Origin of the sequence: Paenibacillus sp. GCM10023250, assembly GCF_042653205.1 — a bacterium.
GTDB lineage: Bacteria > Bacillota > Bacilli > Paenibacillales > Paenibacillaceae > Paenibacillus_Z.
This window is the reverse complement of sequence record NZ_JBHSHY010000001.1, coordinates 531736-557010: the sequence shown is the minus strand read 5'-3', so window position 1 is coordinate 557010 and position 25275 is coordinate 531736. Positions and strand designations below refer to the sequence as shown.

Here is a 25275-nt window from a genome sequence, read left to right as displayed (position 1 = left end):
ATTCCGCGGACTTCCTACAGGCATGGCGCAGCGCTAGCCGTTCATGACGACGCCGCCGGTGACATGGATGAACTGGCCGGAGACGAACGACGAATCCTCCGAAGCCAGATAGACGTAGGCCGGAGCGACCTCGAAGGGCTGGCCCGCGCGTTTCAACGGCGTCTTCTCCCCCCACATCGCCACCTGTTCGGCTGGAAATGAAGCCGGAATGAGGGGCGTCCATATCGTGCCGGGCACGACGCCGTTGACGCGAATGCCTTTGCCGTGCAGCGATTTGGAGAGGGAGCGGGTGAAAGCCACGATCGCGCCCTTCGTCGCGGAATAGTCCATTAGCTGCTCGTTACCTTCGTAGGCCGTCAAGGATGCGGCATTGATGATGGCGCCGCCGGCTTTCATATGGGGCAAAGCCGCCTTCGTCAAATAGAAGACGGAGTAGAAGTTGGTGCGGAACGTGCGTTCCATCTGAGCGGACGTAATGTTCGCCAGATCGGTCTGCACATGCTGCTCTGCCGCGTTGTTGACCAGAATATCGAGCTTGCCGAACCGGTCGATCGTCTGCGCGACCAATTGTCCGCTGAACGATTCGTCCCCGATGTCTCCGGCGACGGTCATGCAGCGGCTGCCTTTCCGTTCGACCGCCCGCTTCGTCTCCTCCGCGTCGGCATGCTCATCCAGATAGGCGACGACGACAAGGGCGCCTTCCTTGGCGAACGCGAGCGCGATGGCTCTGCCTTGACCGCTGTCTCCGCCGGTGACGATCGCCACTTTGTCCTTCAGCTTCCCGCTTCCCGTATAGCCCGGGTCATCGAAGACGGGCCTCGGATTCATAGCCGACTCGATGCCGGGCTGTCGGTCTTGTTGCTGTGCGGGATACGGGGGAGCGGGCGTTAACGGGTTCGGGACGGATACATGCGCGTGCTTCGTCGTTGTCATGGCTTGATCTCCTTTAGGATTGAAATTCGGGGAACGGCACGCGCGCCGTATCCGCCTCCAGCAAGAACGGACGGCTGCCGCCCAGATAGTGCTCGAGCGCTTCTTCCAATTGCCGCAAGCTCGCGACTCGCCGGGCCGCCCAGCCGCACGCTTCGGCGACTCGTACGAAATCGGGGTTCGTCAGTTCCGTTCCTTTCGGCCGCAGTCCTTGCCCCGCCGTTTTATCCCGCTCCATCTGCAGGCTGTCGTTGCGGAACGCGATGACGCCGATTGCCAGCTCGTATCGTGCGGCGGTTAACAGCTCGGCCATAACCATCCCTAGTCCGCCGTCGCCCGTGAGGCACACGACTTGCTGCTCGGGCCGGCACAGCTTCGCCGCGATGGCCGCGGGGAGTCCGAAGCCCATCGTCCGGAAGCGGTTGGAGAGCAGCACGCGCTGCTTACGCGCGCGAAAGCAGCGCAGGAACCACAAGGTGGAATCGCCCTCGTCCAAGGCAATGACCGCATCCTCGTCAAGGGCCCGTCCGACGGCTTGGACGATGCCGGCCGGGTGAAGCGGGGATTCGCGCGAGCCCGCTTCCCGTTCCCGCCGGGCTTGCCATGCCCGCTTGCAGCGACGAATCGCTTCCGGCCAGGACGGGTTGGCTGGATGACCGTTCATCCGCTCGATCAGCTGCTTCAACACCATGGACCCGTCTCCGACAATTGCCGTCTCAGCAGGCCGGGAAAGCCCGAGAAGTGCAGGATGCGAGGCGGTCCGGATGACGCGCGCGCCTTGCGGAACGCTGCCCTCGGGCCACCAATCCGACTCCAGGACAAGGACGGCGTCGGCTTGCCGGAATAACTCGTCCAGATGAGGATTGCCTCCTTCTCCCAGGCCGTTCAGCAACAGAGGATGATCGTCCGGCACGATCCCCGTCGCTCCATAAGCCAGCGCGAGCCCGCAGCCCCAGGCTTCCGCGAGCTTGAGCAGCGAATCCCGCTCGTGCCGAAGTCCGCAGCCGGCGAGCATCATCGGTCTTCTCGCGGCACGCATCATGCCGGCTGCCTGGTCCAGCGCCTCCGTATCGGGCTGCGCGACGGGCGGGGCGGGGGGCTGCTTGGCCGGAACCGCCGTTGACAGGCCGAACAGGTCCGCGGGAACCGACAAGTGGGATACGGTCAGGTTGGCGCGCGCGCGATGCATCGCTTCCGTCAATCCGGCCATCGCCGCGTCGGGATCGGCGACGAGCCGGCTGTATCCGGCGACCGCCTGCATCAGCACTTGCTGATCGATGAATTGCTTGGCCGGCGTCCCGATCTTGGCGAGCGGCGACTGTCCCGTGATGGCGAGAACAGGCGCGTTGTCCAGATAGGCATCGCCGAGCCCGACGATCAAATTCGCCAAGCCCGGCCCCGTCTGCGCTACGCAGACGCCGAGCCCGCCCGTCAGCTTGGCTTCGGCGGACGCCATCAACGCCGCGGCCGATTCGTGCTTCACAGCGATGAATGCGATTTGATCTTGGTCGGCGAGCGCGTCCATCAAGCCGAATATCGCGTCTCCCGTGACGCCGTAGACGCGTCTTACGCCCCAGAGCCGCAGCTGTTCCAGCATCGCCTTCGCCACGCTGCGGGAATAAGGGACCGCCGTGCCCGCGGCGGACGGCGGCGTCGCCGTAATGTCGGACATGCCGTTACGCTCCTTCCGCTTGTTCTCGTTCATTCGTAACGGCTCCCGTCCCACCGATAGAAGGCGAGGAGATCCGTATCGAGCTCGATCCCGATTCCGGGCCCGCGCGGCACGGCGACTTCGCCACCCGAAGGCCGAAGCGGGACCAGCCCCGTGAACGGATTGTCCATCGCGTCCCACTCCACCGGCTCGATGGCATCCGGCTGCATCTTGCCGAACGGCTCCAGACAGGCTTGCGCGAGCAGCGCGTGCAGCCGCGTCAGCGCGCCGTCGAACGCGTGCGGCGTCGCGCGAATGCCGAAGGCCCGGGCCATGCTTAACGTCGCCCGGTACTCGTCGATACCCGTGACATGCAGCGGATCGGGCGTGATGTAGTCCAGCGCGCGCTGCGTGAGCAGCGGCAGGAAGTCCGCCGCCGCCTCGAGGTTCTCGCCGCCGGCAAGGGGGACGGGCATCCGTTGCCGGAGCAGGCCGTAATCGGCGACGTACTGGATCCGCAGCGGCTCTTCGAGCCACAGCAGCCGGGGCTGCCGCTCCAGCAAGGGCCGCCAGGCGAGCGCCGCCGCCGCGTCATAGCTTTGGTTCGCATCGAGCGCGAGTCTCATGTTCCCGGATATGGCGGCCTGTACGTCGGCGATATGCCGCTGATCGTCCTCGATCGGTTTACCGCCGATCTTGACCTTGAACGCGTCGAAGCCGGCGGCCGCCGCCCGCTCGACGGCTTCGACGGACCGCTTGCGCCAGTCCGCGTCTGCCGTATAGGACTGGAACGAGGCGTAGACGGGGACCTTGTCGCGGAATCGGCCTCCCCATATCTCGGTGATATTCATCCCGGCCCGGAGCGCCGCGATTTCGGATAACGCCATGCCGACCGCCGAAGCGGCGCGGGCATGCAGCTTTTTCACCGATCGGACCAGCTTCCTCCGGTCGGCGGCTGGCTGCCCGATCAGCTCGGGGATGATCCGTTCATGGAAGCCTTTGTGCAGCGTCTCCAAGGCATCCGCGCATTCGCCCCAGCCGCTGACGCCGTCATCCGTCCCGATCCGGATCAGATAGGCGGACCGAAACGTCTTCAGCCCGTTGGCATCGCCGTAAGGCGAGGGAAGACGATAGAGAAGCGGATAGGTTTCTATGGTTCGAATCTTCATGTTGGGTGCCGCCTTCCGTTGCGTATTCGCGGTTAGTATGGCAGTCATCCCGGTATTTATGTCGGAAACTGGATAATCGGCATGGGCGCCGGAGACGATAACGGCATACAACATTTGCCGAAACGGGGTTGAAGCATGTATTGGGACCACTGGTCGCTGAATCGCGTGTTGATTTTGTTCGTCGGTCTTGCCTTTCTGTTGATTGGCATTCAGGTGACGCTGTACCACTATCGTCAAAATTTTCATAATAAGGTGATGTGGATGCCCGTGGTCGGGTCCCCGATCTTCTTCGTCGCGGGGGTCATCCTCGTCTGGTACAACGCGGCGTGGCTGCATACGCTGTTCATCGTCCTGATGTGGATCGGCGCCGTCGCGGGCATGATCGGCTTGTACTTCCACGTTCGCGGCGTGGGGATCCGGGTGGGCGGCTTCGCGCTGCGCAATTTCATGACCGGCCCGCCGGTCATCCTGCCGATGGTGTTCACGGCGATCGCCGTGCTGGGCTTGATCGCGGCTTATTGGAAGGAGGCGTGAACCGTGACGCAGAAGACGCATTATCCGTCCTTCAACGTGATGGACGAAGAGGATGCCTGGGACGCCCATACGCAGGGGATCGTGAATTCGCGGCTGTCGGCGACGCCGAAGCATCGGGCGTTAAGCCGCCAGGAAGCGGACACGCTCGCTGCCATATGCGCGCAGCTGCTTCATGACGACAAGCCGGCCGTGCTGCGCTTCGTGCTGCATCACTTCGATCAAACGCTGCATTCGTCGCCGGGAGAGGGTCAGCGCAAAGCAGGGGTGCCGGAAGGGAAGACGTTGATCCGCCAAGGTTTGCAGGCCGTCGAGCGGTGCGCGAAGGCGGCGCATGCGTCCTCTTTCGCGCAGCTCGGTCCTGATCGGCAGCGAAAGCTGCTCGAGGAGATCGGCGCGGGGACGGCAGGGCCGTCCGAGATCTGGAACGGCATCCCCCAGCAGCCGTTCTTCCAGAAGCTGCTGGCGTTGACGGTCGAATCCTATTGCTCGCATCCGGAGGTGTGGTCCGAGATCGGTTATGCCGGTCCGGCGTACCCGCGAGGGTACGTGCGGACGCAGCTCGGCCAATTCGATCCATGGGAGGCGAAGGCGGAACAATGAAGAGAAAATACGCGAACGAGGAAGTCGACGCGGTCATCGTCGGCGCCGGCGCGGCGGGGGGCGTATTGGCGAAGGAGCTGAGCGAAGCCGGCATGAGCGTCGTCGTTCTGGACGCCGGTCCGTTCCGGGATCCGCAGAAGGAGTTCGCCAGCGACGAGCTGGCCATGCAGTCGCTCGGCTGGCAGGATACCCGGATCGTGGACGGACGCGACCCGCTGACGCTGGGACATAACAATTCCGGCCGCGGCATCGGGGGAGGGACGACGCATTTTACCGGCGTGTTCCTTCGCTTCCACGATGTCGATTTCAAAGGACGGACCCTGGAAGGCACCGGCGAGGACTGGCCGATTACGTACGAGGATCTCGAGCCGTACTATGCGCGGAACGAACGGGAGATCGCCGTTTCGGGGCCGAAGCGCTTTCCTTGGGGCAACTATGGGGGACCCTATCCGTATCCCGAACGGGAACCGCTCAGTCCGAACGCGTATCTGTTCATGAACGGCTGCGACAAGCTCGGCATTCGGTCCGCGGTCGCGCCGCTGGCCATCCTCTCCGCGCCGTTCGAAGGACGCCCGCCCTGCATCAATCGCGGGTTCTGCAACCAGGGCTGTATGCCGAACGCCAAATTCAGCACCTTGATCGTGCACATTCCGAAGGCGGTAAGAGCCGGCGCCGAGGTGCTCCCGGACTGCATGGTGACGCGCATTGTCATGGGTAGCGACGGTAGGGCCAAGGGCGTCGCGTTCGTTCATGATGGCACCGAGTACGAGCAGAAGGCGAAGCTCGTCATCCTGAGCGCGTTCGTTGTCGAGACGCCGAGATTGCTGCTGAATTCCGCCACGCCGGCATTTCCGGACGGGCTCGCGAACAGCAGCGGGATGGTCGGCCGGGCGATCATGGTTCACAGCAGCAATGACGTCTATGCGAGATTCGAGAGGGAGATCCGACTGTACAAGGGAACGCCGGTCCTGGCGACGACGCAGGATTTCTACCGGACGGATCCGAACCGGCCGTTCGTCCGCGGCTACACGCTGCACGCCCACGGAGCGAGGCCGGTCGAATTCGCGAAAGGGATCTCGAAGGCGCAAGGTGGCCCCGTATGGGGGGAGCGGTTCCGCGACGCGATGCTCCATTACAACTACTACGGCCGGGTGACGCTGGTCGGGGAGGTGCTGCCGAACGCGGATAATCGCGTGACGCTGGCGAGCGAGCGCGACGAGTACGGACTGCCGCGAGCCAAGGTCACCTTCGGTTACGGGGATAACGACAACCGGTTGATCGACCACGCGGTTCGCACGATGCGCGCCATTCTGGAAGCGGAGGGCGGCAGGCCGGAATTCGTCGTCCCGGATACCGCCCATATGATGGGGGGCTGCCGGATGGGGGACGACCCCGCGTCCTCGGTGGTCAATTCCTACGGGCAGACGCACGACATCGATAATCTGTTCATCTGCGACGCGAGCACCTTCGTCACTTCCGGCGGAGGGAATCCGACGAATACCGTCATGGCGCTGGCGCTGCGCACGGCGGAACATATCATCGAGCGGGCGAGCAAGCAAGAGCTGCAGGCAAGCCGGGCTTAACCTGCATGCTCGCGGTTCTTCATGATCATCCGGTAAGCGTACCGGTCGGCCGCTTCCTCGAACGCGAGCTCCCGGTAAGCGGACGAAGACGCCGTCGCGGCTTCCGCCGCTAGCCGCCGGTGCGAGGCGACGTGTCGCTTTAGCCCGTCCAGATCGGCGCTGTCGATATAGGGCATGATCTCAAGCAGATGCGCGGCTTCGTGATACAGGATGAAATAAGGCAGCATCGTCTTCAGAAGCGAATACCGATGAAGCACCTGCCGCTCGTTGGCGGTCAAATAACCGTCGTAGGGGAGTTGAATCAGGATTTTCGCGCGGCGGAACCTGCGGTCGACGGTCATGCTGCCGCCGTAAAACGGCCCCCAGCGCACATGAACGGAGCATTCGACCGACGAACCGAATTCGGATGCGATACCGCGCAGGCGTTCCTGGAGCCGGCGGTTCCATACGCGCAGTTTAAGCCGTCTGACCCGCCAATGCTGCAATAGGGATATCGGCATCTCTATCACCTCTCCTTCACTGTACAAGCTTGATCGAAGAGGCTCAACAGGAGAATGCTGGTCACGCAAGTCCGGTTCGGCAGGCAAGCATCACGGCCCGGCGGATCGGTTCATCGGGCTCGCTCAGCCTGCTTGCTTTCGAAGATTGACGCGGTTGCGGCGCTATAGTAAAATTTCGGCATGGAAATTTTAGGTTATGCACTCCTTGAAGCAAGGAGAGGATGGAACCATGAATCATCAGCACGAATGCCCGGTCGAGACGTTCATTCAAGTTTTGGGCGGCAAGTGGAAGCCCATGATTTTGTGGCAGTTGATCGAATCCAAGAAGCGGTTCAACGATCTGGAGAAGCTGATCCCCGGCGTCACGCAAAAGATGCTTTCGCAGCATCTCCGGGAGCTGGAGCGTGAAGGTATCGTCGATCGAACGGTTCCTCCGAAAGTCGAATATTCCCTGAGCGAATACGGCAAAACCTTGATTCCCGTCGCGGATGTCATGTGTGCCTGGGGAGAAATCCACAATAAGCGCAAATACGAAGAATCGGCATCGTAAGCCGGTTCCATGAACTTGTCCGGAAACGCAATCGTTCGTCATGCCAAAGCTGCCGCGGGCAGCTTTTTTTCATTGCCGCCAACACGTTTGCCGTCGTTCTCCGTCCGCCGTTCTCCGTGTGACGATCGCGGCTCCCGTCCCGGCAGGCTTACTTTAAAGTAAGTCCCTTACTTTGAAGTGCGTTCTTACCAGAATGGCGAAGGGATGCTAAGGTTGAGTCAACCAAATATTGGGGCCATAGGAGGAACGAAACATGAACGTCATTGTGTTCGGAGCGACGGGGAATACAGGGAGAAGGGTGCTGGCGCAAGGGTTGAATTCGGGACATCAGATGACCGCTTTCGTGCGAAATCCGAAGAAGCTGCGCGATCAGCTCGGCGAGCATGCCGCGGGGCAGGTGAGGGTGATCGCGGACGATAGGACGGACCCGGCGAACGTCGGCGAGGTGCTCGCGCAGCAAGACGCCGCTATTCTGGCGGCGGGCCACGCGGGGCAGGGAGAGGAATTCGTTCGCCTCGTCGATACCCTGATCAGCCAATGCGAGAGCCAGCCCCGATTCACCGGGCGGGTATGGATCATGGGCGGCGCCGGGCTGCTGGATATTCCCCATACGGCGCTGATCGGCAATAATTTACCCGGCTTTCCGCCCGAGTTTCAAGCCCACAACAGGAATTTCGAACGGCTGCGGCGCTCTTCGCTCGATTGGTCCGTGATGTGTCCGGGAACCATGACGGAATCGAGGGAGCATCCGGAGCCGGTTCGTCTGCGAGTCACGACGGACATCCTGCCCGTTCCGGTTCCGGAGACAATCCGGGAATGGTCCGAGGCAGCGATTGCCGGACACTTGTTCAGCCGGCTGCATGAGCTGAACGTTGCGTATGACGACGTCGCCTCATGGATGCTGGACCATCTAGAGCTCGGCGGCCCGTTTAATCGGAAGAGGGTCGGTCTGGCCTATCAAAGCACGACGCCGGCGCTTCGAGGGGCAGCGAACTCGCTTCCGAGCTCGTACCGCTGATCAAACGGATCGTACCTGCAAGTCATATCGCGCAAAAATAGCTGCCCCGTAATACCGAATACCGGGGCAGCTTTCGCGATTGTCATGAGGTTACTGTTCTTGTGGTCGTCCCCGGTATAGCATATCTAAGAACCATACCGAACCATACATCCAAATGATCATTAAGATGCCGATCGGCACAAGCGAACCTTCCCGGAAGACCATGAGATGACTGATGTAACCCGCGTAGATCAAAGCGCCGATCGCCGCTACGGAGACGATTCTCCATGCCCAATGTCTTTGATAATAGCCCCAGATGGTAATGGGGAAGGCGACCGACGTGAAAATAAAATTTAGACCGTATTGGCTTAATCTGGGATGGTGGGGAATCAGAGTCGTCGAACATCGCATCGACCCGGACAGATCGAGAATTCCCCATATGCACGGGATCGTACAGATTGGAAACATCCCCAAGAGGATGTAGCCTTTAAAGTACAAGGGACGGACACCCCGGATGAATTGAACGTGCAGCCATTTCGAAATGGCGAAATAAAGCAGCAGCCCGATGAAGGTCATCCACGTTTTCCACCAATGATGCCGATAGATATCCAAATGCACGAAGAGTACTTCGACCATCGAGTAAATAAAGGCGACAATCGCATACCAGTAAAAGGGTTTTCGCCGAATGATCAACAGCACCGCTGATGACGCCACTCCGAATTGCGAGAACAGATTCCCCGCTAACGCATCATTGAAGGGATTGAGCTTCGGATCTCTGATGATGTCCGGATCGTACACATACGCGTTCAAAAAAATCATGACAACGGTTTCAAAATACAGGGGAAGCGCCACAAGCGAGAAGTAGAAAGCAAAGGTTTGACGGCGATTCTCCGAATGGTACAGCGTATAGATGAGCTGCGCTAAGCTGGCTATGCCTAACAATAAATACCAGACGGTGTGCGACCAGAATAGGTTCATGATGAGATCTTCCTTTGGTTTGAATTCTGCGTAATCGTAGTCTTACCCATTTATGTTTATTTATTTATCTTTTGAAATAAGGGCCGGCGCATCCGATCCGAACGGATATGCCCGCGCTCGGCCAATAACCACTTTAACGGAGCGGGATGCGGCTCCGACGATAAGAAATCGATGAGGGGCTGCAGCTGTTCGAAGCTTCGCAGCGCCGCCTCTATATTGCCGGATTGATACAGCGCATGGACGCGAACGAACTGCTCGGTGTCCAGATTCGCGCTGGCCAGAATTCCCCCTTTGCCCCCGTAACAGAGCGAACCGAAGAACAGCTTGTCCTCCCCGCACAGCATCGGTTTGGTCAGCGTCCGCGCCAACGTTAAGAAGCGCGTGATGCTCCCCGAGCTTTCCTTCAGCCCGATAACCGCCTCCAAATCCATGACGGCCTGGATGGTCTTCGCGTGCAGCATTCTTCCCGAGCGGGATGGAGCGTCGTCGAGAATAATAGGAAGCCCCGCGCGAGCGACGGCTTGGAAATGTTCGAGGAGGGCTTGCTCCGATGGACGACCGCGGTGCGGGGGCTGGACGAGCGCGGCATCGGCTCCGGCCGATCTCGCCCTCATGGTCCTCTGGAACGCATCGGCCGCATGATCGGAACCTGTCGACACGATAAGCAGGATATCTCGGTCGCCGATGACGCCGCGCGCGGCCGCGATCATCGCGTCCAGTTCGCTGGGCTCGACGGCCTCCGATTCGCCGACGGCTTCGCTCAGGACGAGCCCGCGTATGCCTTTGCTCACCAGACGGACGACCAGCTCTTCGAACGACTGCGCATCCAAATGGCCATGGGCGTCAAAAGGCGTTACGACAGGAACGTAGATGCCGCCTAAATTGCGTGCCGTAAGCATGTACTCCCTTCCTTTCCCGAATGCATGAGGGTGTCGTTCAACTTCGTTCGCGAGCGCCCCGCGTGGAACGATGTGTCCATGACTATATAACGAATCCCGGCACATGGAACCATCCACTTGACGGCCATGCATGCGGCCCATTTGGAGCGATAGAGGTTCGACCGCCGTTCAAGATGGCCAATTCATGTGCATTTCGTTTCAATCCCTTGAACATGGCCGGGGACCGAACGCCCCAAGCGGATGGTGACGCCTCTAGTTCCATTCGATAGAGTGGACCTGGGCAGATGAAAGGTGGATACAAGGAGCTGATGTACATGTGCAATACCAAATTGAGGCGCTGGTGTTCGTGCCTCGCCGTGACGGCGGTCATGCTGCTCGTCTTCACGGGCTGTTCGAACGCCGGCGTGCTCGATCCCAAAGGGCCGATCGCGGAACAGCAGCGGGATCTGATGTACCTGTCGACCGCGCTGTGCGCGATCGTCATCGTTCCCGTCCTCGTGCTTTCGGGGATTATCATTTGGCGCTACCGGGACAGAGCGGGCAGGCAAGCGAAGTATGCTCCGAATTGGGCGCACAGCACGAAGCTGGAGATCGTCTGGTGGGGGATTCCGATCATCGTCATCCTGGCGATCGCGATCGTGACCGCTCGGGCGACCTACGCGCTCGAGCCGTCCAAGCCGATCCGCTCCGAGGTCAAGCCGTTGACCGTTCAGGTGACCTCCCTCAATTGGAAGTGGCTGTTCCAATATCCCGAGCAGGGCATCGCGGCCGTGAACGAGCTGAAGCTTCCGCAAGGCGTGCCGGTCCGGTTCGAGATCACGGCCGATTCCCCGATGAATTCGTTCTGGATCCCCCAGCTGGGCGGTCAAATATACGCGATGTCGGGGATGGCCATGACGCTGTATTTGCAGGCGGACGAGCTGGGGACGTACGCGGGGTACGGCGCTAATTTTACCGGCACCGACTTCGCCAAGATGGTGTTTGACGTGGAGGCCGTCACGCCGGAGCGGTTCAACCAGTGGGTGAGCGAGGTCAAGGCGGATTCGCCGGCGCTGACGCAGGCGGGGTACGAGCAGCTTGCCAAGCCCGCATCGTCGAAGGTACTGACGTATTCTTCCTTTCCCGACGGGCTGTTCGACAAGATCGTAAGGAAATACGCCGGCCATGCGCACGGCAGGCCCGATACGCCGAAGCACGACGATACGGGCGGTCATGCGATGAACCACATGCCGGACATGCCTGATATGCCGGACATGCCAATGGACAACTAGCGATCACGGAAAGGAGTACAGGCAATCATGCTCGACGCAATAAAAAGCTTCGCCGGCCGTTTTTTCGTCACGGGGGATCCCTTGATCTACGGGGCGGATGCGGCCATCGTACTGACGCTGGCCACGATCGTATTCGTACTGACTTACTTCAAGAAATGGGGGTGGCTGTGGCGGGAATGGCTAACCACGGTCGATCATAAAAAAATCGGCATCCTGTATATCATGTCGGCGTTCCTCATGCTGTTCCGCGGCGGCGTGGACGCCATTATGATGCGGGCGCAGCTGGCAGTACCGGAGCTGCAATTCCTGCAGCCCGACCATTACAACGGCATCTTCACCACGCACGGCGTGATCATGATTCTGTTCATGGCCATGCCGTTCATGTTCGGGCTGTTCAACGTGACGGTGCCGCTGCAGATCGGCGCGCGCGACGTCGCGTATCCGTTCCTCAACTCGCTCAGCTTCTGGCTATTCTTCGCGGGCGCCATGCTGTTCAACCTGAGCTTCGTCATCGGCGGTTCGCCGGATTCGGGCTGGCTTGCCTATCCGCCGTATTCCGAGCTGATGTACAACCCCGGGGTCGGTCAGGATTTCTACATCTGGGGGATTCAGATATCCGGCATCGGCAGCTTGATGACCGGCATCAACTTCATCGTGACGATTCTGAAGATGCGCGCGCCCGGCATGAAGCTGATGCGCATGCCGATGTTCTCGTGGTCGGTGCTGTCGAGCTGCATCGCGATTATATTCTCGTTCCCCGTCTTGACGGCGACGCTGGCGCTGCTCTTCCTGGATCGGTACGCCGGCGCGCACTTCTTCACGCTGGGCGGCGGCGGGAATCCGATGATGTACATCAACCTGATCTGGATGTGGGGGCACCCCGAGGTCTATATCATCGTGCTGCCGGCCTTCGGCATCTTCTCCGAGGTGGTAGCGACCTTCTCCCGGAAGAAGCTGTTCGGCTACAAGTCGATGGTCTACGCCATGATGATCATCAGCATCCTGTCGTTCCTCGTGTGGGCGCATCATTTCTTCACGATGGGCTCGGGGGCGGACGTCAACGCGTTCTTCGCCTTGACGACCATGGTCATCGCCATCCCGACCGGGGTGAAGATCTTCAACTGGCTGTTCACCATGTTCCGGGGCAAAATCACATTCGAAACCCCGATGCTGTGGACGATCGGCTTCATTCCCTGCTTCGTGATCGGCGGTATGACGGGGGTGCTGCTCTCGGTGGCGCCGGCAGATTTTCAGTATCACAACAGCTATTTCCTGATCGCGCACTTCCATCAGGTCATCATCGGCGGCGTCGTGTTCGGCTATTTTGCCGGGCTCTATTACTGGTGGCCGAAGCTGTTCGGCTTCAAGCTGAACGAGCGCATCGGCAAATGGGCGTTCTGGTTCTGGAACATCGGCTTCTACGTCTGCTTCATGCCGCAATACGCGCTCGGCCTGATGGGGATGACGCGCCGGATCGTCACCTACGGCTGGGATACCGGCTGGTGGGCGCTTAACCTGGTATCCTCGGCCGGCGCCGGCTTCATGGGGATCGCGTTTTTGTTCCAAGTGTGGCAAATCGCGCACGGCATCCGGCATTACCGGAGCAATCGCGATACGACGGGCGATCCTTGGAACGGCCGCACGCTGGAATGGTCGATTCCTTCGCCCGCGCCGGAATACAATTTCGCGACGCTTCCGCAAGTGTCCGAGCTCGATGATTGGTGGGAAGTCAAGCGGCGCCGGGAACAAGGCATACCCGATCCGGCCGCTGCTCCGAAGCTCGAGCCGATCCACATGCCCCGAAATTCCGGCATCCCGATCGTGATGGCCGGCTGCTGGTTCGTGGCCGGATTCGGCTTTACGTTCCATTGGCTATGGATGATCATACCCGGATTGGCCGGCGTCGCAGCCTGCATGCTGGCCCATTCCTTCAACTTCAACACCGATTACTACATCCCGGTCGACGCGATTAAGCGCACGGAAGCAGAAGCAAGGAAGGTGACCCCATGATGACGACCAAGCCGGCCGGACACGGAGCCGTCGGGCACCCGGATCATCCGGACGCGGAAGAGATGCGCACATTCGGATTTTGGATCTATCTCATGACGGATATTATGATATTCGGGACGTTCTTCGCCACTTATATCGTGCTGCGCGACAGCACCGCCGGCGGTCCAGGCCCTGGTGAGCTATTCGAGTTGGGCGGCGTGATCGCCAGCACCTTCATCCTGCTGACCAGCAGCTATACATGCGGACTGGCCGTGCTTGCCATGCAGCGGGGAAGGACGCGGGCGCTGATCGGGTGGCTCGGCATCACGGCGCTGCTCGGGGCTGTGTTCATCGGCCTCGAGGTCAAGGAATTTGCCCAGTTCGCAAGCGAAGGGGCCACGATGAGCACCAGCGCCTTTTTATCGGCGTTCTTCACGCTGGTCGGCACGCACGGGATCCACGTCACCATCGGCCTAGGATGGATGATCGCCTTGATGATGCAGCTGGCGAAGCAGGGGATTACCCCCGTGACGAGGCGCAAAGTCCACGTGGTCAGCCTGTTCTGGCACTTCCTGGACGTGGTCTGGATCTTCGTCTTCACCGTAGTCTATTTAATGGGGGTGAACTAGCATGTCATCGATGGAATCGGCTCATGCGCAGGCAGAAGCGCACGGCTCCTTGCGGTCGTATACGCTCGGCTTTCTGTGCTCGATCGTGCTGACCGTGATTCCGGCAGCCATTGTCATCGGCGGCTGGCTGGACGGCTTTTCGAAAATGGCCGCGTTGATGGCGGCCGGCGTACTGCAGCTGGCCGTGCAGCTGTTGTTCTTTATGCATCTGCGGGAAGAGAAGAAGCCGCGCTACAATTTGCTTGCACTGATCCTTGGACTCGTGATCTTGGTCGTGATCGTCGCCGGATCGATGTGGGTGATGACGTACAACATGGTGGCTTAATTATTCCTTGTGCCATGCGGGAACGTCGGCCTCACGTTTTCGCGGCGTTCGGTTCCCGCAGCTCGAACGTGTTCGTTCCGATGAGCTTGACTTTGACATGCACCTCCAGTTCCGGGATATCATCCCGGACGGCAAGGCCCTTGCGGTACCACACTTCGTTTAATGAGTAGATATCGACGGAGCGTTTCTTGGCGGTCTCGTACGTTCGGATGACTTCGTCCTCGATGTTCTTCTTGATGAGCGCGGTCGCTTGCTCCAGCTTGAGCGGAAGCTTCTGTTCCCGAAGGCCGGCGTCCATGCTGAGGTACAGCTTGACCGTCCGTTTCCCGTTCATATAGGCTGGTTTCTTCTTCACGCTGTTGTCCTTGACCGCAACGGTACCGTAATAGGTGCCTTTGCCGTCCCGGAGGGGAAGCAGCCCGCGCATCGTCTTCTCGTTCAGCCATTTCACGCCCTCTACTTCTTCACGGGTGAACAAGGCTTCTTTTCTGCCGTTCCGCAGCGCGACGAGACCGTCCACGACCGGCAGCGTGATCGGCTTGCCGTCTTTGTCCCAGTTTTCGGAGAGCGCGACATGGTCCAGCAGCGCGGTCTGGTACGGTTCGCTTGAAGCGCGAATGAAGCTCTGGTAATTGACCGGCTTGAAGGAAGACTGCATTTGTTTATACAAGAGGTTCGGTTGAAAGTACATGGTGTTCACGGGGGAGGACCCGGTCGTCGGCCTGATGCTGAATACCTTCGCAATGTCTTCGTTCGTTACGAATACCCAGGGCGTGTAGCGCTGGTCGCGCGACCGCATCAGCTCGTCGTGAATGTCGAAGATCCCTTTCTCCAGCATGCGATCGGTGAAGAAGAACACTTTATTCTGCGTCCAGTCGGTCCGCATCTGGCTTTCCTTCCGCAGATCGTACATCGCGAGCTCGATGCTGGCGCCTTCGCCTTTTCCGACGACGACCGGATTCGGCGCGATGGAGGTCCCTTCCTGCTTCGCCATGGAGGTCATCTCGTTGATTTGTGCATAGATGCGGTATTGCCCGTCGACATAATCGACGCCCATCATATTAATGAAGTTGAAGTATTGGATATTTTTGATGTCCCAGCAGCCGCAAAGCAGCAGCAGCATGCAGCCGGTCATAACTGCTTTCCGGGCTCGCTTCATTTCGGGCCGTCCTCCATTCTCGTATCGTCCTGCAAGCTGAGGTTTTGCGAACGCTTCTTCATCATGCCGGCCGGCTTCTTCAGCAGCGCCCCCGCGATATCCGCCCAAGACGGCGGCGACAGCGGAGAGAGGTACGGAACGCCGAAGGACTTCAAGTCCGATAGATAGGCGACGACGAAGAAGGCGGACAGGAAGAAGCCGAACATGCCGAGGACCGAGCAGACGAGCATGATGACGATGCGGATGATCGACACGACGCCGCTCAATGTCGGATTCACGAGCGTGTAGCCGGCGATGACCGTGGTCGCCGCGATGACCGTAACCGTAGGGGACGTGATGCCGGCCCGAATGGCGGCATCGCCGACGATGATGCCGCCGACGACCGTAACCGTCGGGCCGACCGACTTCGGAAGCCGCATCCCCGCTTCCTTGAAGAGCTCGAACAGGACGATGACGCCGATCGTCTCCACCGGCAGCGAGGTCGGCAGTCCGATGCGGTTCACGGCGATGGTGGCCAGCAAGGGCAGCGGGACCTGATCGAAATGAAAGCCGAGCAGCGCGATATAGAGCCCGGGCAGGAACAGCGCCAAGTACCAGCCACACAGGCGGATGATCCGTTGAAAGGAGCCGATGACCGGACGGAAATAGCCGTCTTCCGGCGATTTGAACAGCGACGTCAGCGTAATGGGGGCAATGATGGCAAGCGGCGTGCCGCTCAGCAGAATCACGAACCGGCCGCCGATCAGATACTCCGCGGCGAAATCCGGGCGTCCGGTACTGTCGATCAGCGGCACCGCCGTCATCGACCGGTCCGAGATCGCTTCCTCCAGCTGCGAGCTCGTAATGAGCGCATCGATGTCGATCTTCCGCAGCCTCGCCCGGGCCTCGTCGACGGCCGCTTGGTTCGCGATATCTTGGATGTACAGCAGGGCGACCGCGGTCTGGCTCCGGACGCCGATCGTAAAGGATTCCACTTTCAGCGTCGGCGTCACCAGCCGCTTGCGAATCAGCGCGACGTTGATCTGGAGGCTCTCGGTGAAGCCGTCGCGCGCGCCCTTCGAGGACGTCTCCATGACGGATTCTTCCGGGTCCCGCTGGGGCGGGTCGGCTACATCGTGCACGTAGCAGCTGGCCGACTCCGGCTCGAAGAGCAGCAGGCTGCCGTTCAACACGCAAGCGGTCAGCTCTTGCTCCCATTGCGCCGACAAGGATAGGGGGTGCTGCCGCCATACGTCCTCGCCGCATGCGCTCAGCTCGTTGATTCGCTGCCGGCTGGACATGCCCTCGCAGTAGACGAACAGGAAGCCGCCGGTCGATTCGAAGATGACGTCTCCGCAGTTTTCGAACAGCTTCCGGATGTCGTTTTCGCTAGGGTTAGCCACTTCGCTTCGCCGCCTTCCTGTTCTTGCCCGCCCAAATGCACAGCAAAAGCACGATGCTCATGCCGCCGCATAACAGGCCGGAGAACGTATAGTACGAGGTCACATGATCGTGAAATCGGACGTCCGATATTTTGATCTGATTGATCGCAAAGAGAAACCCGGCAATAAGGAGATACAGGAGCTCCGGATGGCGCCATTTCTTGATCCATAAGCTATGAATGATGTAGATGGCCAGCGAAGTGCGGATGAACGTACCGGCTAACCATTGATAGATGGACAGGAAGTCCGTCTGACCCAGCATGCTTCCGATGGACGCGATGCGCCATTGCTCATAGGCTGGGTACCGCAGCTTCTCGGCTTCGAACGGCCCAAACATGGCCATGATGCCCGTTAACGGTCCGAATGACAGCTCGACTAGGATCAGGATGACCAACGGCAAATTCTTGCGGCTTAGTGTGCCCTTGACGTCGTCCTTCAGGAAGAACACGAGGAAGACCTCCATAATGCCCGCCATCGTATACCATGTGCCGTGCGCGATCGCTTGCGGCGGGTTCTTGAACACGGGCAGCAGATAGTTGTAATCCTTGAATTGAAAGTTCACGCTCATCACGTAGAAGCCGAATACGATGATCCAGGGCAGCAGGATGCCGTTGGTGATGGCGATCGCGGCGATTCCCTTCCTGGCCGTGTAATAACAAATGCTGATCAGACAGAGGCCGACGACCCATGTCGGGGTATAGGTCAAGTAGGTTAAATTCGACCAGATTATCGTATCCCGGACGCTGATGCTCGCCTGAACCGCGAAATACACGGTATAGACCAGCGTGAAGATCAGCCAAACGAACGCATTCGTCTTCTCGTTCACCCACGTGGAGAGCGAAGCGGGGAGCTGCTTGAAAATATAGGTATACAGCAGGCCGACGAGCAAGGCAGGGACGATGGCGAATAAGACGGCAATCCAAGCATCCCGCTTGGCGGCATCGAGCAGGATCGGAATCAGAATGACGTGGTTCGAGATGCCGATGAACGTGATCAGCAGCATGGACAGCTGGAAAGGGGTAATTTTGTCGTTCAAACCAGTTCGCTCCTCCGTGCGGTCGATGTGTGGTTAGGTTTTCCAATGGAACGATTTTCATGCATGCTCGCAGGATTAGAAGGAGTGGAGACGCCGCTCGATAGAGCTCGATAGAGAAAGAATCGTGCAGCCGGTTCCGATCAAGGGTTATAATAGCTCCATATCATGCTGAAGTTGGAGGATCACATGTCTTGGAGTAAATTGAAGCAGCAGCTGGAAGGCTTTCTCAGCCCGGCCTTAACGGGGCGGGTCGAATATCTCGCGACCAGTTACCGGTATTCGCCGGATAAGGCGGGCCTGTGCAATATTGCGGTGGATAAACGGAACGTCCTCAATATGAGCGATGCGGCATCGCCGATCCGATGGTACGGGTCGGAGCTGGAAATCAAGCAGGATACGGAGCTGTATATTCCGATCGGCCGCGAAGACATAGAAGCCGTCCGAATCGATACCAAGGGGAACGTTCCGGAGGAGCGGCTGAAGGTCATTGTGCGAGGCCGGAAAATAACGGAGCTGGCCAAAGCGCTCATGTCCGCGCAGACCGGATTAAGCAAATCCAGCTTTACGGCGGAGGCGACGAAGTTCTTGGCCCGTCCGATCGAGGAGAGCTTGGAGAGCAAGGAGATCCTGCTGAATATTCTCGCGCTGGTGGACAGGCGAATCGGAAAAAAGCGGCTGTTGAACCTGCGCGAGACGATGAAGGGCAAGCATCCCGCCGTTCAATATTTTTATGAACTGCGGCTTAGCGCGCTGTAAGCGTGGCGGGAAACTGGCGCAGGAATCGTCAGGCGCACGGGGGGACTAGAAACGCCGGTAACCGTAAACAGGTAACCGGCGTTTTCATGTTCGCGTAAGTTAGGATTTCGCATCCAAGAAGTGCATAGAGAATCGGATTCATGCCCCGTTAAGCCGTAAATAGCAAAAGAAACCATAGAAATGTCCAAATAATCAACGTATACAATAAAATGTTGCGATGTTATAATTTGCCTTGAGGATTTGATCCCCATCTGTAAGCGCTTTAACTAAAACGAGAATGGTATGGGAGGCGTTTCAATGGATAAAGTTCGGTTTCTTATGATCGGTGTAGGTGGCATGGGAAGAGAGCACATCCGCAGATTATTGAACGTGCCTGAAGCAGAAATCGTCGCATTGTCGGATCCGTCCGAGAAGGCGATTAGTTTAGTGAAGGAATCGTTTCCTCAGCTTGCCGGCATTGCGGTCTACTCGGACTACAAGGAAGCGATCGCCCAGTCCGGCGCGGACGCAGCCGTCATCGTGTCGCCGCACAGCATGCACTTCGAGCAGGGCATGGCTTGTCTCGACGGCGGTCTTCACGTGCTGATGGAGAAGCCGTTCGTAAGCGGTTCCGACAATGCCGAAGCCATTATTGCGCATGCTGAAAAAGTGAACAAGCATCTGGCCGTCGCCTACCAGCGTCACCTGATGGGGCCTTATATGTATATCCGCGACTTGATCGCCAGCGGCGAGCTGGGGAAAATCAACTTCATTACCGCCTATCAGGCGCAGCGCTGGCTGATCGGCGCAACGGGCACGTGGAGGCAGAACCTCGCGTTATCCTGCGGCGGCCAACTGAACGATTCGGGCAGCCATCTGCTGGACGTGGTGCTGTGGGTAACGGGCCTCGAGCCGGAAAGCGTAACCGCCATGATCGAGAACCATGGCAGAGAGGTCGATATCGATTCCGCCGTGACCGTCCGTTTCAAGGGCGGGGCCATCGCGACCTTCAATGTGGTGGGCAGCGCGAGCATCGGCTGGCATGAGGACGTGTCCATTCACGGCGATAAAGGTTCGGTCTTGTATCGTAACAACCAAATTTTGGTGGCGAAGGAAGGCGAGCGGGGCCTGACCGAGATTTCGCAGCAGGAACTGCCGGCCTCGAGCGATCCGGATGTCGACTTCGTGAACCTCGTGCTTGGCCGCGTGAGCGAAGCGGCAGCGCCGTCCAGCTGCGGCTTGAGAATCGCCCGGTTAACGGAAGCGGCGTGGGATAGTGCTGCTAACGGCAGCAAGGTCATTTCGCTAGCCTAGTCATGACGAACGACGATTAATAGCTAGGCAACCAAGTGACAAAAAAGCTCTGAACTGCACCCCGCTTGTTAGACACGATCTAACAAGCGGGGTGTATTTTTGTGGGAAAGTTCGCTCCGGAGTCATGGCCGGAGTGTCTGATCGTCAAGGCGTATCGATATCGATCGAACCGTTTGCTTCTTGTTTGCGGACGGCGGCTTTATGCCCAAAATAGATGATTGCCGCGTAGCCCACGGCGAGCAAGCCGGCGCAGATCATGAACGCGATGAGAGGCAGCTGCAATGGAGCCGGCAAATAGAGGGCGAGGAACCAAGCCCGTTCGCTGCCCCCGAATAGCTTGATCGCCAACGGAACGATTCCTTGGGGGAACAGGGCAAGAAGGCCCAAGATTTCATAGACGAGAAATTGGATGATTTTAGCGCGGGGCATGTTGCTCACGAGAGCGGCGACCGACGGTTCGTTCGGGGTATCGGAATGGGAATCCGCTGCCGGCGCCTTGCCATGGTGCAGCATGCCTTGGAGCAGCGCGGGACCGAAGAGGGTTAATCGCTCCACGGCCAATTGAGGCCCCAATTCGTCGGAACGGCGTACAACAGCAGGGAGAATCCCGTGGGAAGTCCATTCGCGAGACCGCCGGTATCCAGGTTCAGAAGGAGCCAGCCCGTTACAAAAAAAGCCATGATGGCGCCGGTGATCATGGAGCTGAAAAAGGAGCTGGCTTGGGAACGGACGAGCTTCCGGAGCATGCTGGTAACGACCCGGGATATGGAGACCGTGAACAATAGCTGGAGCAGAACGGCGGGAATCGCTGCGATCGCCGACGGCAAGCCGCCAGACTGCAGCGCGTAGACGAAGAGGGTGGAGAACGCCAGAAGGCTGATCAAGGCAGGGACGCCGAATAGAGAGGCGCCAAGCAAACCCGTCGCGAGACGGTGCGGCGTTACGGGCAGCAAACGGAAGTTTTCCGGCAGAAGCGTCTTGTCTTCGCCCGCGAAGAGGATCGGCCCGAAGATCCATCCCAATGTCCAAATTCCGTAGAGAAGCGCAAGCTTATCGTTCTTATCAAGAGCCGGCCCGTATCCAAGAAGGCCGAAATGAAAGGGTGAAGTACACGGCCGCGATTCCGAACAGGCAGCCCCAGCCAAGCCGGCCCAAATAGGCGCCATGCATGCTGTTGCGCAGCACCGCCAGCTTCATTCGGATGAGGATAGCAACCATGACAAGCCCTCCTCTTCGCCGCCCGAGCCTCCGACCAGCTCGATGAATCGTTCTTCGAGCGTGCGTCCGCCACGTACGGCTTCCATTGTCCCGGCAGCTTTAACCGAGCCTTTCGCCACGACGGCAATCGAATCGCATAACTGTTCGACCGTCTCCATCACGTGGCTGGAGAAGAGCACGGAACCGCCGTTATCTACGAATCTGCGCAGGATTCGCTTAATAATCGAAGCGGACACCGGATCGACGGCTTCGAACGGCTCGTCGAGCACTAGGAACCGGGGGCGATGCAGCAGCGCTGCGGCCAGCGCAATCTTCTTGCGCATGCCCGTGGAATAGTCGCCAACGAAGCGGTCCTCGGCTTCGTCGAGGTCAAGTCGCCAGATGTCGATTCCGAAGATGAGGACCATGCCTTGGTCCGGGCGAAGCAATCCCGTGGCCATCGATAGCGTCGTCGTCTTGCCGGCACCGTTCGGACCGACTAGCCCGAAGAACGACCCTGCAGGGACGACAAGTCGATGCCGTCGACCGCTGATTTCTTGCCATACGTTTTACGAAGCCCTTGCAGCCTGAGCGCCGGGATTCGGTCGTGCGTTTCATTATTCATGGGCATTTTATTAACCTCATTTTCGGCTTATCGCCTAGATTGGTTAGTTACTCATGTTAATAATTAACCACACTAAGTAGGTAAAAAATGTTAATTATGGCGAGATCAGTATACCACAGATCGCACTTCCTGCACATGTACCTGCACATGTAAATATGGAAAGGAATGAAAGGAGCAGGTGTGCATAATATAAAACGATATATTTCTGCGACAATTGATCATAACCTGACGCCTAATAATCTGGTCATATACAGAAGGAGTGAGCTATATGCCGAGTCTGGTATACATCATGACCAATTCGAATGACATGAATCATGTCGTGGCATTTCACCGGGACCTAAATGGATTGCTCACCTTTATGGCTTCCTATCCGACCTACGGAAAAGGTACGGGGACCAAGGAAGTCTCGACCGCAACGCCGAACGATGGAATCGATCCGCTTCATTCAGAAGGATCTTTAACTTTGTCCCGTGACGGCCGTTTCCTTTTTGCGGTTAATGCAGGTAGTCATAGTATCAGCAGCTTTATGGTAACTAGTAATGGGCATCTTATTTTCGCGGACTTAAAACCGTCAGGAGGTGCCCAACCCAATAGTATCGGTGTTTTCAGAAACCTTCTCTATGTCTCCAATGTAGGAGATGCCGCCAATCATTCGAATATTTCTGGGTTTTACGTCGATGATAACGGGCGTCTTATTCCTATTCCAGGATCTACTCACTCTCTAAGCACCATTAATGCTCAAGCCGCGCAAGTCCTGTTCACTCCTGACGGCAGCAAAATAGTTATCCCTGAACTCACCACAAACCGTCTCAGCGTCTTTAACGTTAATCAAAATGGTACGGTAACAGGACCTATGATTAATGAGTCCAGTGGCAACATGCCGTTTGGCTCTTTTTTCCTTTCCTCCGGGCTGCTTTTAGTAACGGAAGTAGGTTCTAATGCGCTTTTTTCCTATTCCTTAAGCGACAACGGCATGCTTCAAGTAATTAGTGCATCAGTACCGACGGGACAAAAGGCCACTTGTTGGGTGGTGACATCGAAAAATGAACGCTTTGCATATGCGACCAACACGTTAAACGGTACCATAACGATCTTTCTAATTAGCAGTAGCGGTGCCTTAACGGTAGCCGGTCATGTTACCAGTACTCCGGCAGGAGTACCAACCGGTTTTCCTATGAATATTGAAGTCAGTCAAGATGGTCGGTATCTCTATACGCTTAACGGAAATCAGGGTACCGTATCGGGATTTCAAATCAATGACGATGGCAGTCTTGCCCGATTACAGGTTGCTGCGTGGACCCATTTTCAGTATTTTGGATCACAAGGCCTAGCTGTGCTTAATTAACTTGTTCGTATTATGGGGTCAGCCCCGTCGAGCCCGGAGCGCCTGACGTGCGGGAAGGGGCCAACGACGTTTTTGATTTTCGCCGAAACGTGGCGCAATTGAGGAAGGAGATGGTATAGTAGAAATATCTCTCTGTCTGGAACCGATACCAGATAGTTGGCGAACAGCTTCTCATCGAGACAAATCATGCTTTTGGAGGTACGTATGACCCAATCTACATTTAACGGAACGATTAGTCGCGACGCGCTGGAAAGCTACTTGTCGCGAGCGGTCACGGCCGCGGATCTGGTCAACAGCACGACGTTGGACGACGATTTGCGAATGATCGCGAACATCGGTGCCAAGTTTCTCGGCCGCGCCTCGGGCGTGTGGACGCTGGAGCCGGATGACGATGCGCATTTCCAGAATTCCCGGACGCTTGCGGAACGGGTGCATGCGGTCGACCCGGACATCATCCTGCAGTCCTGCATTTTTGAAGCCGTTTACAGCGGCGTGGAGAAGATCGATATCCCGGACTGGGTGTTCGAGGCGTTTCAATTGCCGGTCGAACGGCGGACGTTCCGTTACGCGGACATGCTGTTCGATTCGAAGCCGCAGGGATTCGTGTGGGATGGGGACGGCGGCATTCCGAACCTGAATAAGCTGGAGGCGCAGCTGTGGTTCTTCTATCGGGCGGCGCGCTATATCGATGCCGGATACGAGGCGATCCATATGGGACAAGTCCATCTCTATACGGCCGAAGACCACGGGTTCGCGAAGACGAGCGCATTGTTCCGGAAGATCAGGGACTATGCCAAGGCTCATGCAAGACGGGGCATCGTGCTGCTGGACGCGCATGCGCACGGGGTGAATATGAATGGCGCGCTATTGTTTGATTTTCATTCCATGCCTTATTCGCGCATGCCGATCCTGGATCGGACGGGAGACAAGCTCGCTCTGGTGCAAGAGGGGTTCAGCGAAGGCGGCGTTACGCCGAGCGGCTGGAGCTGCGACAGCCTGCCGATGTTGATGGAGCTCGATAATTGGGGAGGAAAGTTCTTCAGCGAAAGCGACGGCATTCCGGACGAGCGCCGCGCCTGGATGGAATGGTGGGGCTGCGATCAGATCGCCTGGTTCGCCTCGCAGGATGCGGAGAGCCGCGATCACTTCTTGACCTACGCGTACAAGTGGACGGCGGTGACCAACATCCATGCGTATCTGCAAATGCCGATTCGCAGGACGCTGGGCAGCTGCCGAATCGCGATGCCGGCAAGCGGCGGAGGCGAAGCGTTCTCCGACTGCTATCAAGCCAATCAGGCGAGCGCCGGCTGTCCGCTCGGATTCGGTCAGGAAGAGACGATCAAGCGGCTGTGGCAATCGGCGTCCGATCTCCGGGGCGGGGCAAGCAATCCGATCCCCAATGCTTCCTTCGGTGCGGCGAACGAGTTCGATCCGGAGACCGGCGTCAAGCTTCCGGCCCGCGTCATCCTGTACGGCAGCTTCCAGCATCAGGTCGGGGCGATCAATTACGATTCCAACAGCGAGACGACCCGCCTGTACTATGCGGGGAACGGCCTATACCGGCGCACGTTCGTATTCCCGTTCCGGGGCGAATACGATTACGCGGTCGCGCCTTATGGAACCTTGTCGCAGACGTATTCGATCGACAGCTACCCGCGAAGCGGCTCTTCGACCAAGTCGGCATTGATCGTCGAACGGGATAACGAGGTCGTCGAGTTCGTCTTCGACTTCGCCAGCCGGCAGCTGACCGCCCGGGTTGTCGAAGGGCTGTAAGCCTGCGAGCGCCGGCCTTGGGACTGTCCGGGCGTCGCTCATTCGTATCGGATAGAGAAGGAGCG

25 protein-coding genes are annotated in these 25275 nt (G+C 58.4%); 13 read left to right on the top strand and 12 right to left on the bottom strand.

The window, feature by feature from the left end; translation table 11 throughout:
* Positions 1–33: 33 nt before the first annotated feature.
* The 3 genes from ACFPB1_RS02570 to ACFPB1_RS02560 are packed head-to-tail and all read right to left on the bottom strand — an operon-like array spanning position 34 to position 3750.
* Positions 34–933, bottom strand: a complete 900-nt coding sequence (locus ACFPB1_RS02570) for an SDR family oxidoreductase (RefSeq protein ID WP_379221535.1) — start codon at positions 931–933, stop codon at positions 34–36.
* Between the two features lie 13 nt (positions 934–946).
* Positions 947–2635, bottom strand: a complete 1689-nt coding sequence (locus ACFPB1_RS02565) for a thiamine pyrophosphate-binding protein (RefSeq protein WP_379221533.1) — start codon at positions 2633–2635, stop codon at positions 947–949.
* Positions 2632–3750 carry a mandelate racemase/muconate lactonizing enzyme family protein gene (locus tag ACFPB1_RS02560; RefSeq protein WP_379221531.1) on the bottom strand — a complete coding sequence of 373 codons (1119 nt, stop codon included), beginning with the start codon at positions 3748–3750 and terminating at the stop codon, positions 2632–2634. The genes ACFPB1_RS02565 and ACFPB1_RS02560 overlap by 4 nt, the downstream gene beginning before the upstream one ends.
* A 135-nt stretch (positions 3751–3885) precedes the next feature.
* Here ACFPB1_RS02560 and ACFPB1_RS02555 point away from each other — a divergent pair, with 135 nt between their 5' ends.
* Genes ACFPB1_RS02555 through ACFPB1_RS02545 form a run of 3 tightly spaced genes read left to right on the top strand, consistent with a single transcriptional unit; the run spans position 3886 to position 6467 of the window.
* On the top strand, positions 3886–4284 hold the full coding sequence (locus tag ACFPB1_RS02555; RefSeq protein ID WP_379221529.1) for a hypothetical protein: 399 nt from the start codon (positions 3886–3888) through the stop codon (positions 4282–4284).
* Between the two features lie 3 nt (positions 4285–4287).
* The gene (locus tag ACFPB1_RS02550; RefSeq protein ID WP_379221527.1) at positions 4288–4884 is read left to right on the top strand and encodes a gluconate 2-dehydrogenase subunit 3 family protein; all 597 of its coding nucleotides are present in this window, start codon (positions 4288–4290) and stop codon (positions 4882–4884) included.
* On the top strand, positions 4881–6467 hold the full coding sequence (locus ACFPB1_RS02545) for a GMC family oxidoreductase (protein WP_379221524.1): 1587 nt from the start codon (positions 4881–4883) through the stop codon (positions 6465–6467). Before ACFPB1_RS02550 ends, ACFPB1_RS02545 begins: the two co-directional genes overlap by 4 nt.
* Here the strand turns inward: ACFPB1_RS02545 and ACFPB1_RS02540 are convergent.
* Positions 6464–6967: a hypothetical protein gene (locus ACFPB1_RS02540; protein WP_379221522.1), complete on the bottom strand. Its 504-nt coding sequence runs from the start codon at positions 6965–6967 to the stop codon at positions 6464–6466. The two genes, ACFPB1_RS02545 and ACFPB1_RS02540, sit on opposite strands and share 4 nt — an antisense overlap.
* Before the next feature lie 229 nt (positions 6968–7196).
* Between ACFPB1_RS02540 and ACFPB1_RS02535 the strand changes: the two genes are divergently transcribed.
* The gene (locus tag ACFPB1_RS02535; protein ID WP_379221520.1) at positions 7197–7517 is read left to right on the top strand and encodes a winged helix-turn-helix transcriptional regulator; all 321 of its coding nucleotides are present in this window, start codon (positions 7197–7199) and stop codon (positions 7515–7517) included.
* Between the two features lie 253 nt (positions 7518–7770).
* Positions 7771–8535 (top strand): NAD(P)-dependent oxidoreductase, encoded by a 765-nt coding sequence (locus tag ACFPB1_RS02530; RefSeq protein ID WP_379221518.1) that lies wholly within the window; start codon positions 7771–7773, stop codon positions 8533–8535.
* Positions 8536–8625: 90 nt separating this feature from the next.
* Here the strand turns inward: ACFPB1_RS02530 and ACFPB1_RS02525 are convergent, their stop codons facing one another.
* Positions 8626–9492 carry a hypothetical protein gene (locus ACFPB1_RS02525; protein ID WP_379221516.1) on the bottom strand — a complete coding sequence of 289 codons (867 nt, stop codon included), beginning with the start codon at positions 9490–9492 and terminating at the stop codon, positions 8626–8628.
* A gap of 56 nt (positions 9493–9548) precedes the next feature.
* Complete coding sequence (locus ACFPB1_RS02520) at positions 9549–10391, bottom strand: dihydrodipicolinate synthase family protein (protein WP_379221514.1); 843 nt, start codon at positions 10389–10391, stop codon at positions 9549–9551.
* 314 nt (positions 10392–10705) lie between these two features.
* Between ACFPB1_RS02520 and cyoA the strand changes: the two genes are divergently transcribed.
* The 4 genes from cyoA to ACFPB1_RS02500 are packed head-to-tail and all read left to right on the top strand — an operon-like array spanning position 10706 to position 14605.
* Positions 10706–11662, top strand: coding sequence for a ubiquinol oxidase subunit II (cyoA, locus tag ACFPB1_RS02515; RefSeq protein ID WP_379221512.1), 957 nt, complete (start codon positions 10706–10708; stop codon positions 11660–11662).
* A gap of 27 nt (positions 11663–11689) precedes the next feature.
* Complete coding sequence (locus tag ACFPB1_RS02510; protein WP_379221509.1) at positions 11690–13672, top strand: cbb3-type cytochrome c oxidase subunit I; 1983 nt, start codon at positions 11690–11692, stop codon at positions 13670–13672.
* On the top strand, positions 13672–14280 hold the full coding sequence (gene cyoC / locus ACFPB1_RS02505) for a cytochrome o ubiquinol oxidase subunit III (protein ID WP_379221700.1): 609 nt from the start codon (positions 13672–13674) through the stop codon (positions 14278–14280). Before ACFPB1_RS02510 ends, cyoC begins: the two co-directional genes overlap by 1 nt.
* 1 nt (position 14281) lies before the next feature.
* Positions 14282–14605: a cytochrome o ubiquinol oxidase subunit IV gene (locus tag ACFPB1_RS02500; protein ID WP_379221507.1), complete on the top strand. Its 324-nt coding sequence runs from the start codon at positions 14282–14284 to the stop codon at positions 14603–14605.
* A gap of 31 nt (positions 14606–14636) precedes the next feature.
* On the opposite strand, the gene ACFPB1_RS02495 is transcribed toward ACFPB1_RS02500, so the two are convergent.
* Genes ACFPB1_RS02495 through ACFPB1_RS02485 form a run of 3 tightly spaced genes read right to left on the bottom strand, consistent with a single transcriptional unit; the run spans position 14637 to position 18221 of the window.
* Positions 14637–15764, bottom strand: a complete 1128-nt coding sequence (locus tag ACFPB1_RS02495) for a Ger(x)C family spore germination C-terminal domain-containing protein (protein WP_379221505.1) — start codon at positions 15762–15764, stop codon at positions 14637–14639.
* Positions 15761–17146 carry a spore germination protein gene (locus ACFPB1_RS02490; protein ID WP_379221504.1) on the bottom strand — a complete coding sequence of 462 codons (1386 nt, stop codon included), beginning with the start codon at positions 17144–17146 and terminating at the stop codon, positions 15761–15763. Before ACFPB1_RS02490 ends, ACFPB1_RS02495 begins: the two co-directional genes overlap by 4 nt.
* Entirely contained in the window at positions 17139–18221 is a 1083-nt protein-coding gene (locus tag ACFPB1_RS02485; RefSeq protein WP_379221502.1) for a GerAB/ArcD/ProY family transporter, read from the bottom strand. Before ACFPB1_RS02485 ends, ACFPB1_RS02490 begins: the two co-directional genes overlap by 8 nt.
* A gap of 186 nt (positions 18222–18407) precedes the next feature.
* On the opposite strand from ACFPB1_RS02485, the gene ACFPB1_RS02480 reads away from it, so the two are divergent.
* Together ACFPB1_RS02480 and ACFPB1_RS02475 are read left to right on the top strand one after the other, a co-directional pair.
* Positions 18408–18977, top strand: a complete 570-nt coding sequence (locus ACFPB1_RS02480) for a hypothetical protein (RefSeq protein WP_379221499.1) — start codon at positions 18408–18410, stop codon at positions 18975–18977.
* Between the two features lie 297 nt (positions 18978–19274).
* A complete protein-coding gene (locus ACFPB1_RS02475) occupies positions 19275–20270 on the top strand; it encodes a Gfo/Idh/MocA family protein (RefSeq protein WP_379221497.1) in 996 nt (331 codons plus the stop codon).
* A 144-nt stretch (positions 20271–20414) separates the two neighbouring features.
* Here ACFPB1_RS02475 and ACFPB1_RS02470 read toward each other — a convergent pair whose 3' ends face one another.
* The 3 genes from ACFPB1_RS02470 to ACFPB1_RS02460 form a co-directional block, all read right to left on the bottom strand.
* Positions 20415–20825 carry a hypothetical protein gene (locus tag ACFPB1_RS02470; protein WP_379221495.1) on the bottom strand — a complete coding sequence of 137 codons (411 nt, stop codon included), beginning with the start codon at positions 20823–20825 and terminating at the stop codon, positions 20415–20417.
* Positions 20813–21292, bottom strand: coding sequence for a hypothetical protein (locus ACFPB1_RS02465; RefSeq protein WP_379221493.1), 480 nt, complete (start codon positions 21290–21292; stop codon positions 20813–20815). The genes ACFPB1_RS02470 and ACFPB1_RS02465 overlap by 13 nt, the downstream gene beginning before the upstream one ends.
* Positions 21293–21463: 171 nt before the next feature.
* Complete coding sequence (locus ACFPB1_RS02460) at positions 21464–22021, bottom strand: ABC transporter ATP-binding protein (protein WP_379221698.1); 558 nt, start codon at positions 22019–22021, stop codon at positions 21464–21466.
* A 339-nt stretch (positions 22022–22360) separates the two neighbouring features.
* Between ACFPB1_RS02460 and ACFPB1_RS02455 the strand changes: the two genes are divergently transcribed.
* Both ACFPB1_RS02455 and ACFPB1_RS02450 read left to right on the top strand, forming a co-directional pair.
* Positions 22361–23437: a lactonase family protein gene (locus ACFPB1_RS02455; RefSeq protein ID WP_379221491.1), complete on the top strand. Its 1077-nt coding sequence runs from the start codon at positions 22361–22363 to the stop codon at positions 23435–23437.
* 204 nt (positions 23438–23641) lie between these two features.
* Positions 23642–25210: a hypothetical protein gene (locus tag ACFPB1_RS02450; RefSeq protein ID WP_379221489.1), complete on the top strand. Its 1569-nt coding sequence runs from the start codon at positions 23642–23644 to the stop codon at positions 25208–25210.
* The last annotated feature ends 65 nt before the right edge of the window (positions 25211–25275 follow it).

What these genes read in the sequence shown, in the direction of transcription:
- ACFPB1_RS02450 (WP_379221489.1), top strand. Translation starts at nt 23,642, where the DNA reads ATGACCCAATCTACATTTAACGGAACGATTAGTCGCGACGCGCTGGAA.
- ACFPB1_RS02475 (WP_379221497.1), top strand. Translation starts at nt 19,275, where the DNA reads ATGGATAAAGTTCGGTTTCTTATGATCGGTGTAGGTGGCATGGGAAGA.
- ACFPB1_RS02500 (WP_379221507.1), top strand. Translation starts at nt 14,282, where the DNA reads ATGTCATCGATGGAATCGGCTCATGCGCAGGCAGAAGCGCACGGCTCC.
- ACFPB1_RS02535 (WP_379221520.1), top strand. Translation starts at nt 7,197, where the DNA reads ATGAATCATCAGCACGAATGCCCGGTCGAGACGTTCATTCAAGTTTTG.
- ACFPB1_RS02530 (WP_379221518.1), top strand. Translation starts at nt 7,771, where the DNA reads ATGAACGTCATTGTGTTCGGAGCGACGGGGAATACAGGGAGAAGGGTG.
- ACFPB1_RS02525 (WP_379221516.1), bottom strand. Translation starts at nt 9,492, where the DNA reads ATGAACCTATTCTGGTCGCACACCGTCTGGTATTTATTGTTAGGCATA.
- ACFPB1_RS02455 (WP_379221491.1), top strand. Translation starts at nt 22,361, where the DNA reads ATGCCGAGTCTGGTATACATCATGACCAATTCGAATGACATGAATCAT.
- ACFPB1_RS02565 (WP_379221533.1), bottom strand. Translation starts at nt 2,635, where the DNA reads ATGAACGAGAACAAGCGGAAGGAGCGTAACGGCATGTCCGACATTACG.
- ACFPB1_RS02520 (WP_379221514.1), bottom strand. Translation starts at nt 10,391, where the DNA reads ATGCTTACGGCACGCAATTTAGGCGGCATCTACGTTCCTGTCGTAACG.
- ACFPB1_RS02560 (WP_379221531.1), bottom strand. Translation starts at nt 3,750, where the DNA reads ATGAAGATTCGAACCATAGAAACCTATCCGCTTCTCTATCGTCTTCCC.
- ACFPB1_RS02540 (WP_379221522.1), bottom strand. Translation starts at nt 6,967, where the DNA reads ATGCCGATATCCCTATTGCAGCATTGGCGGGTCAGACGGCTTAAACTG.
- ACFPB1_RS02510 (WP_379221509.1), top strand. Translation starts at nt 11,690, where the DNA reads ATGCTCGACGCAATAAAAAGCTTCGCCGGCCGTTTTTTCGTCACGGGG.
- cyoC (WP_379221700.1), top strand. Translation starts at nt 13,672, where the DNA reads ATGACGACCAAGCCGGCCGGACACGGAGCCGTCGGGCACCCGGATCAT.
- ACFPB1_RS02495 (WP_379221505.1), bottom strand. Translation starts at nt 15,764, where the DNA reads ATGAAGCGAGCCCGGAAAGCAGTTATGACCGGCTGCATGCTGCTGCTG.
- ACFPB1_RS02570 (WP_379221535.1), bottom strand. Translation starts at nt 933, where the DNA reads ATGACAACGACGAAGCACGCGCATGTATCCGTCCCGAACCCGTTAACG.
- cyoA (WP_379221512.1), top strand. Translation starts at nt 10,706, where the DNA reads ATGTGCAATACCAAATTGAGGCGCTGGTGTTCGTGCCTCGCCGTGACG.
- ACFPB1_RS02555 (WP_379221529.1), top strand. Translation starts at nt 3,886, where the DNA reads ATGTATTGGGACCACTGGTCGCTGAATCGCGTGTTGATTTTGTTCGTC.
- ACFPB1_RS02545 (WP_379221524.1), top strand. Translation starts at nt 4,881, where the DNA reads ATGAAGAGAAAATACGCGAACGAGGAAGTCGACGCGGTCATCGTCGGC.
- ACFPB1_RS02480 (WP_379221499.1), top strand. Translation starts at nt 18,408, where the DNA reads ATGTCTTGGAGTAAATTGAAGCAGCAGCTGGAAGGCTTTCTCAGCCCG.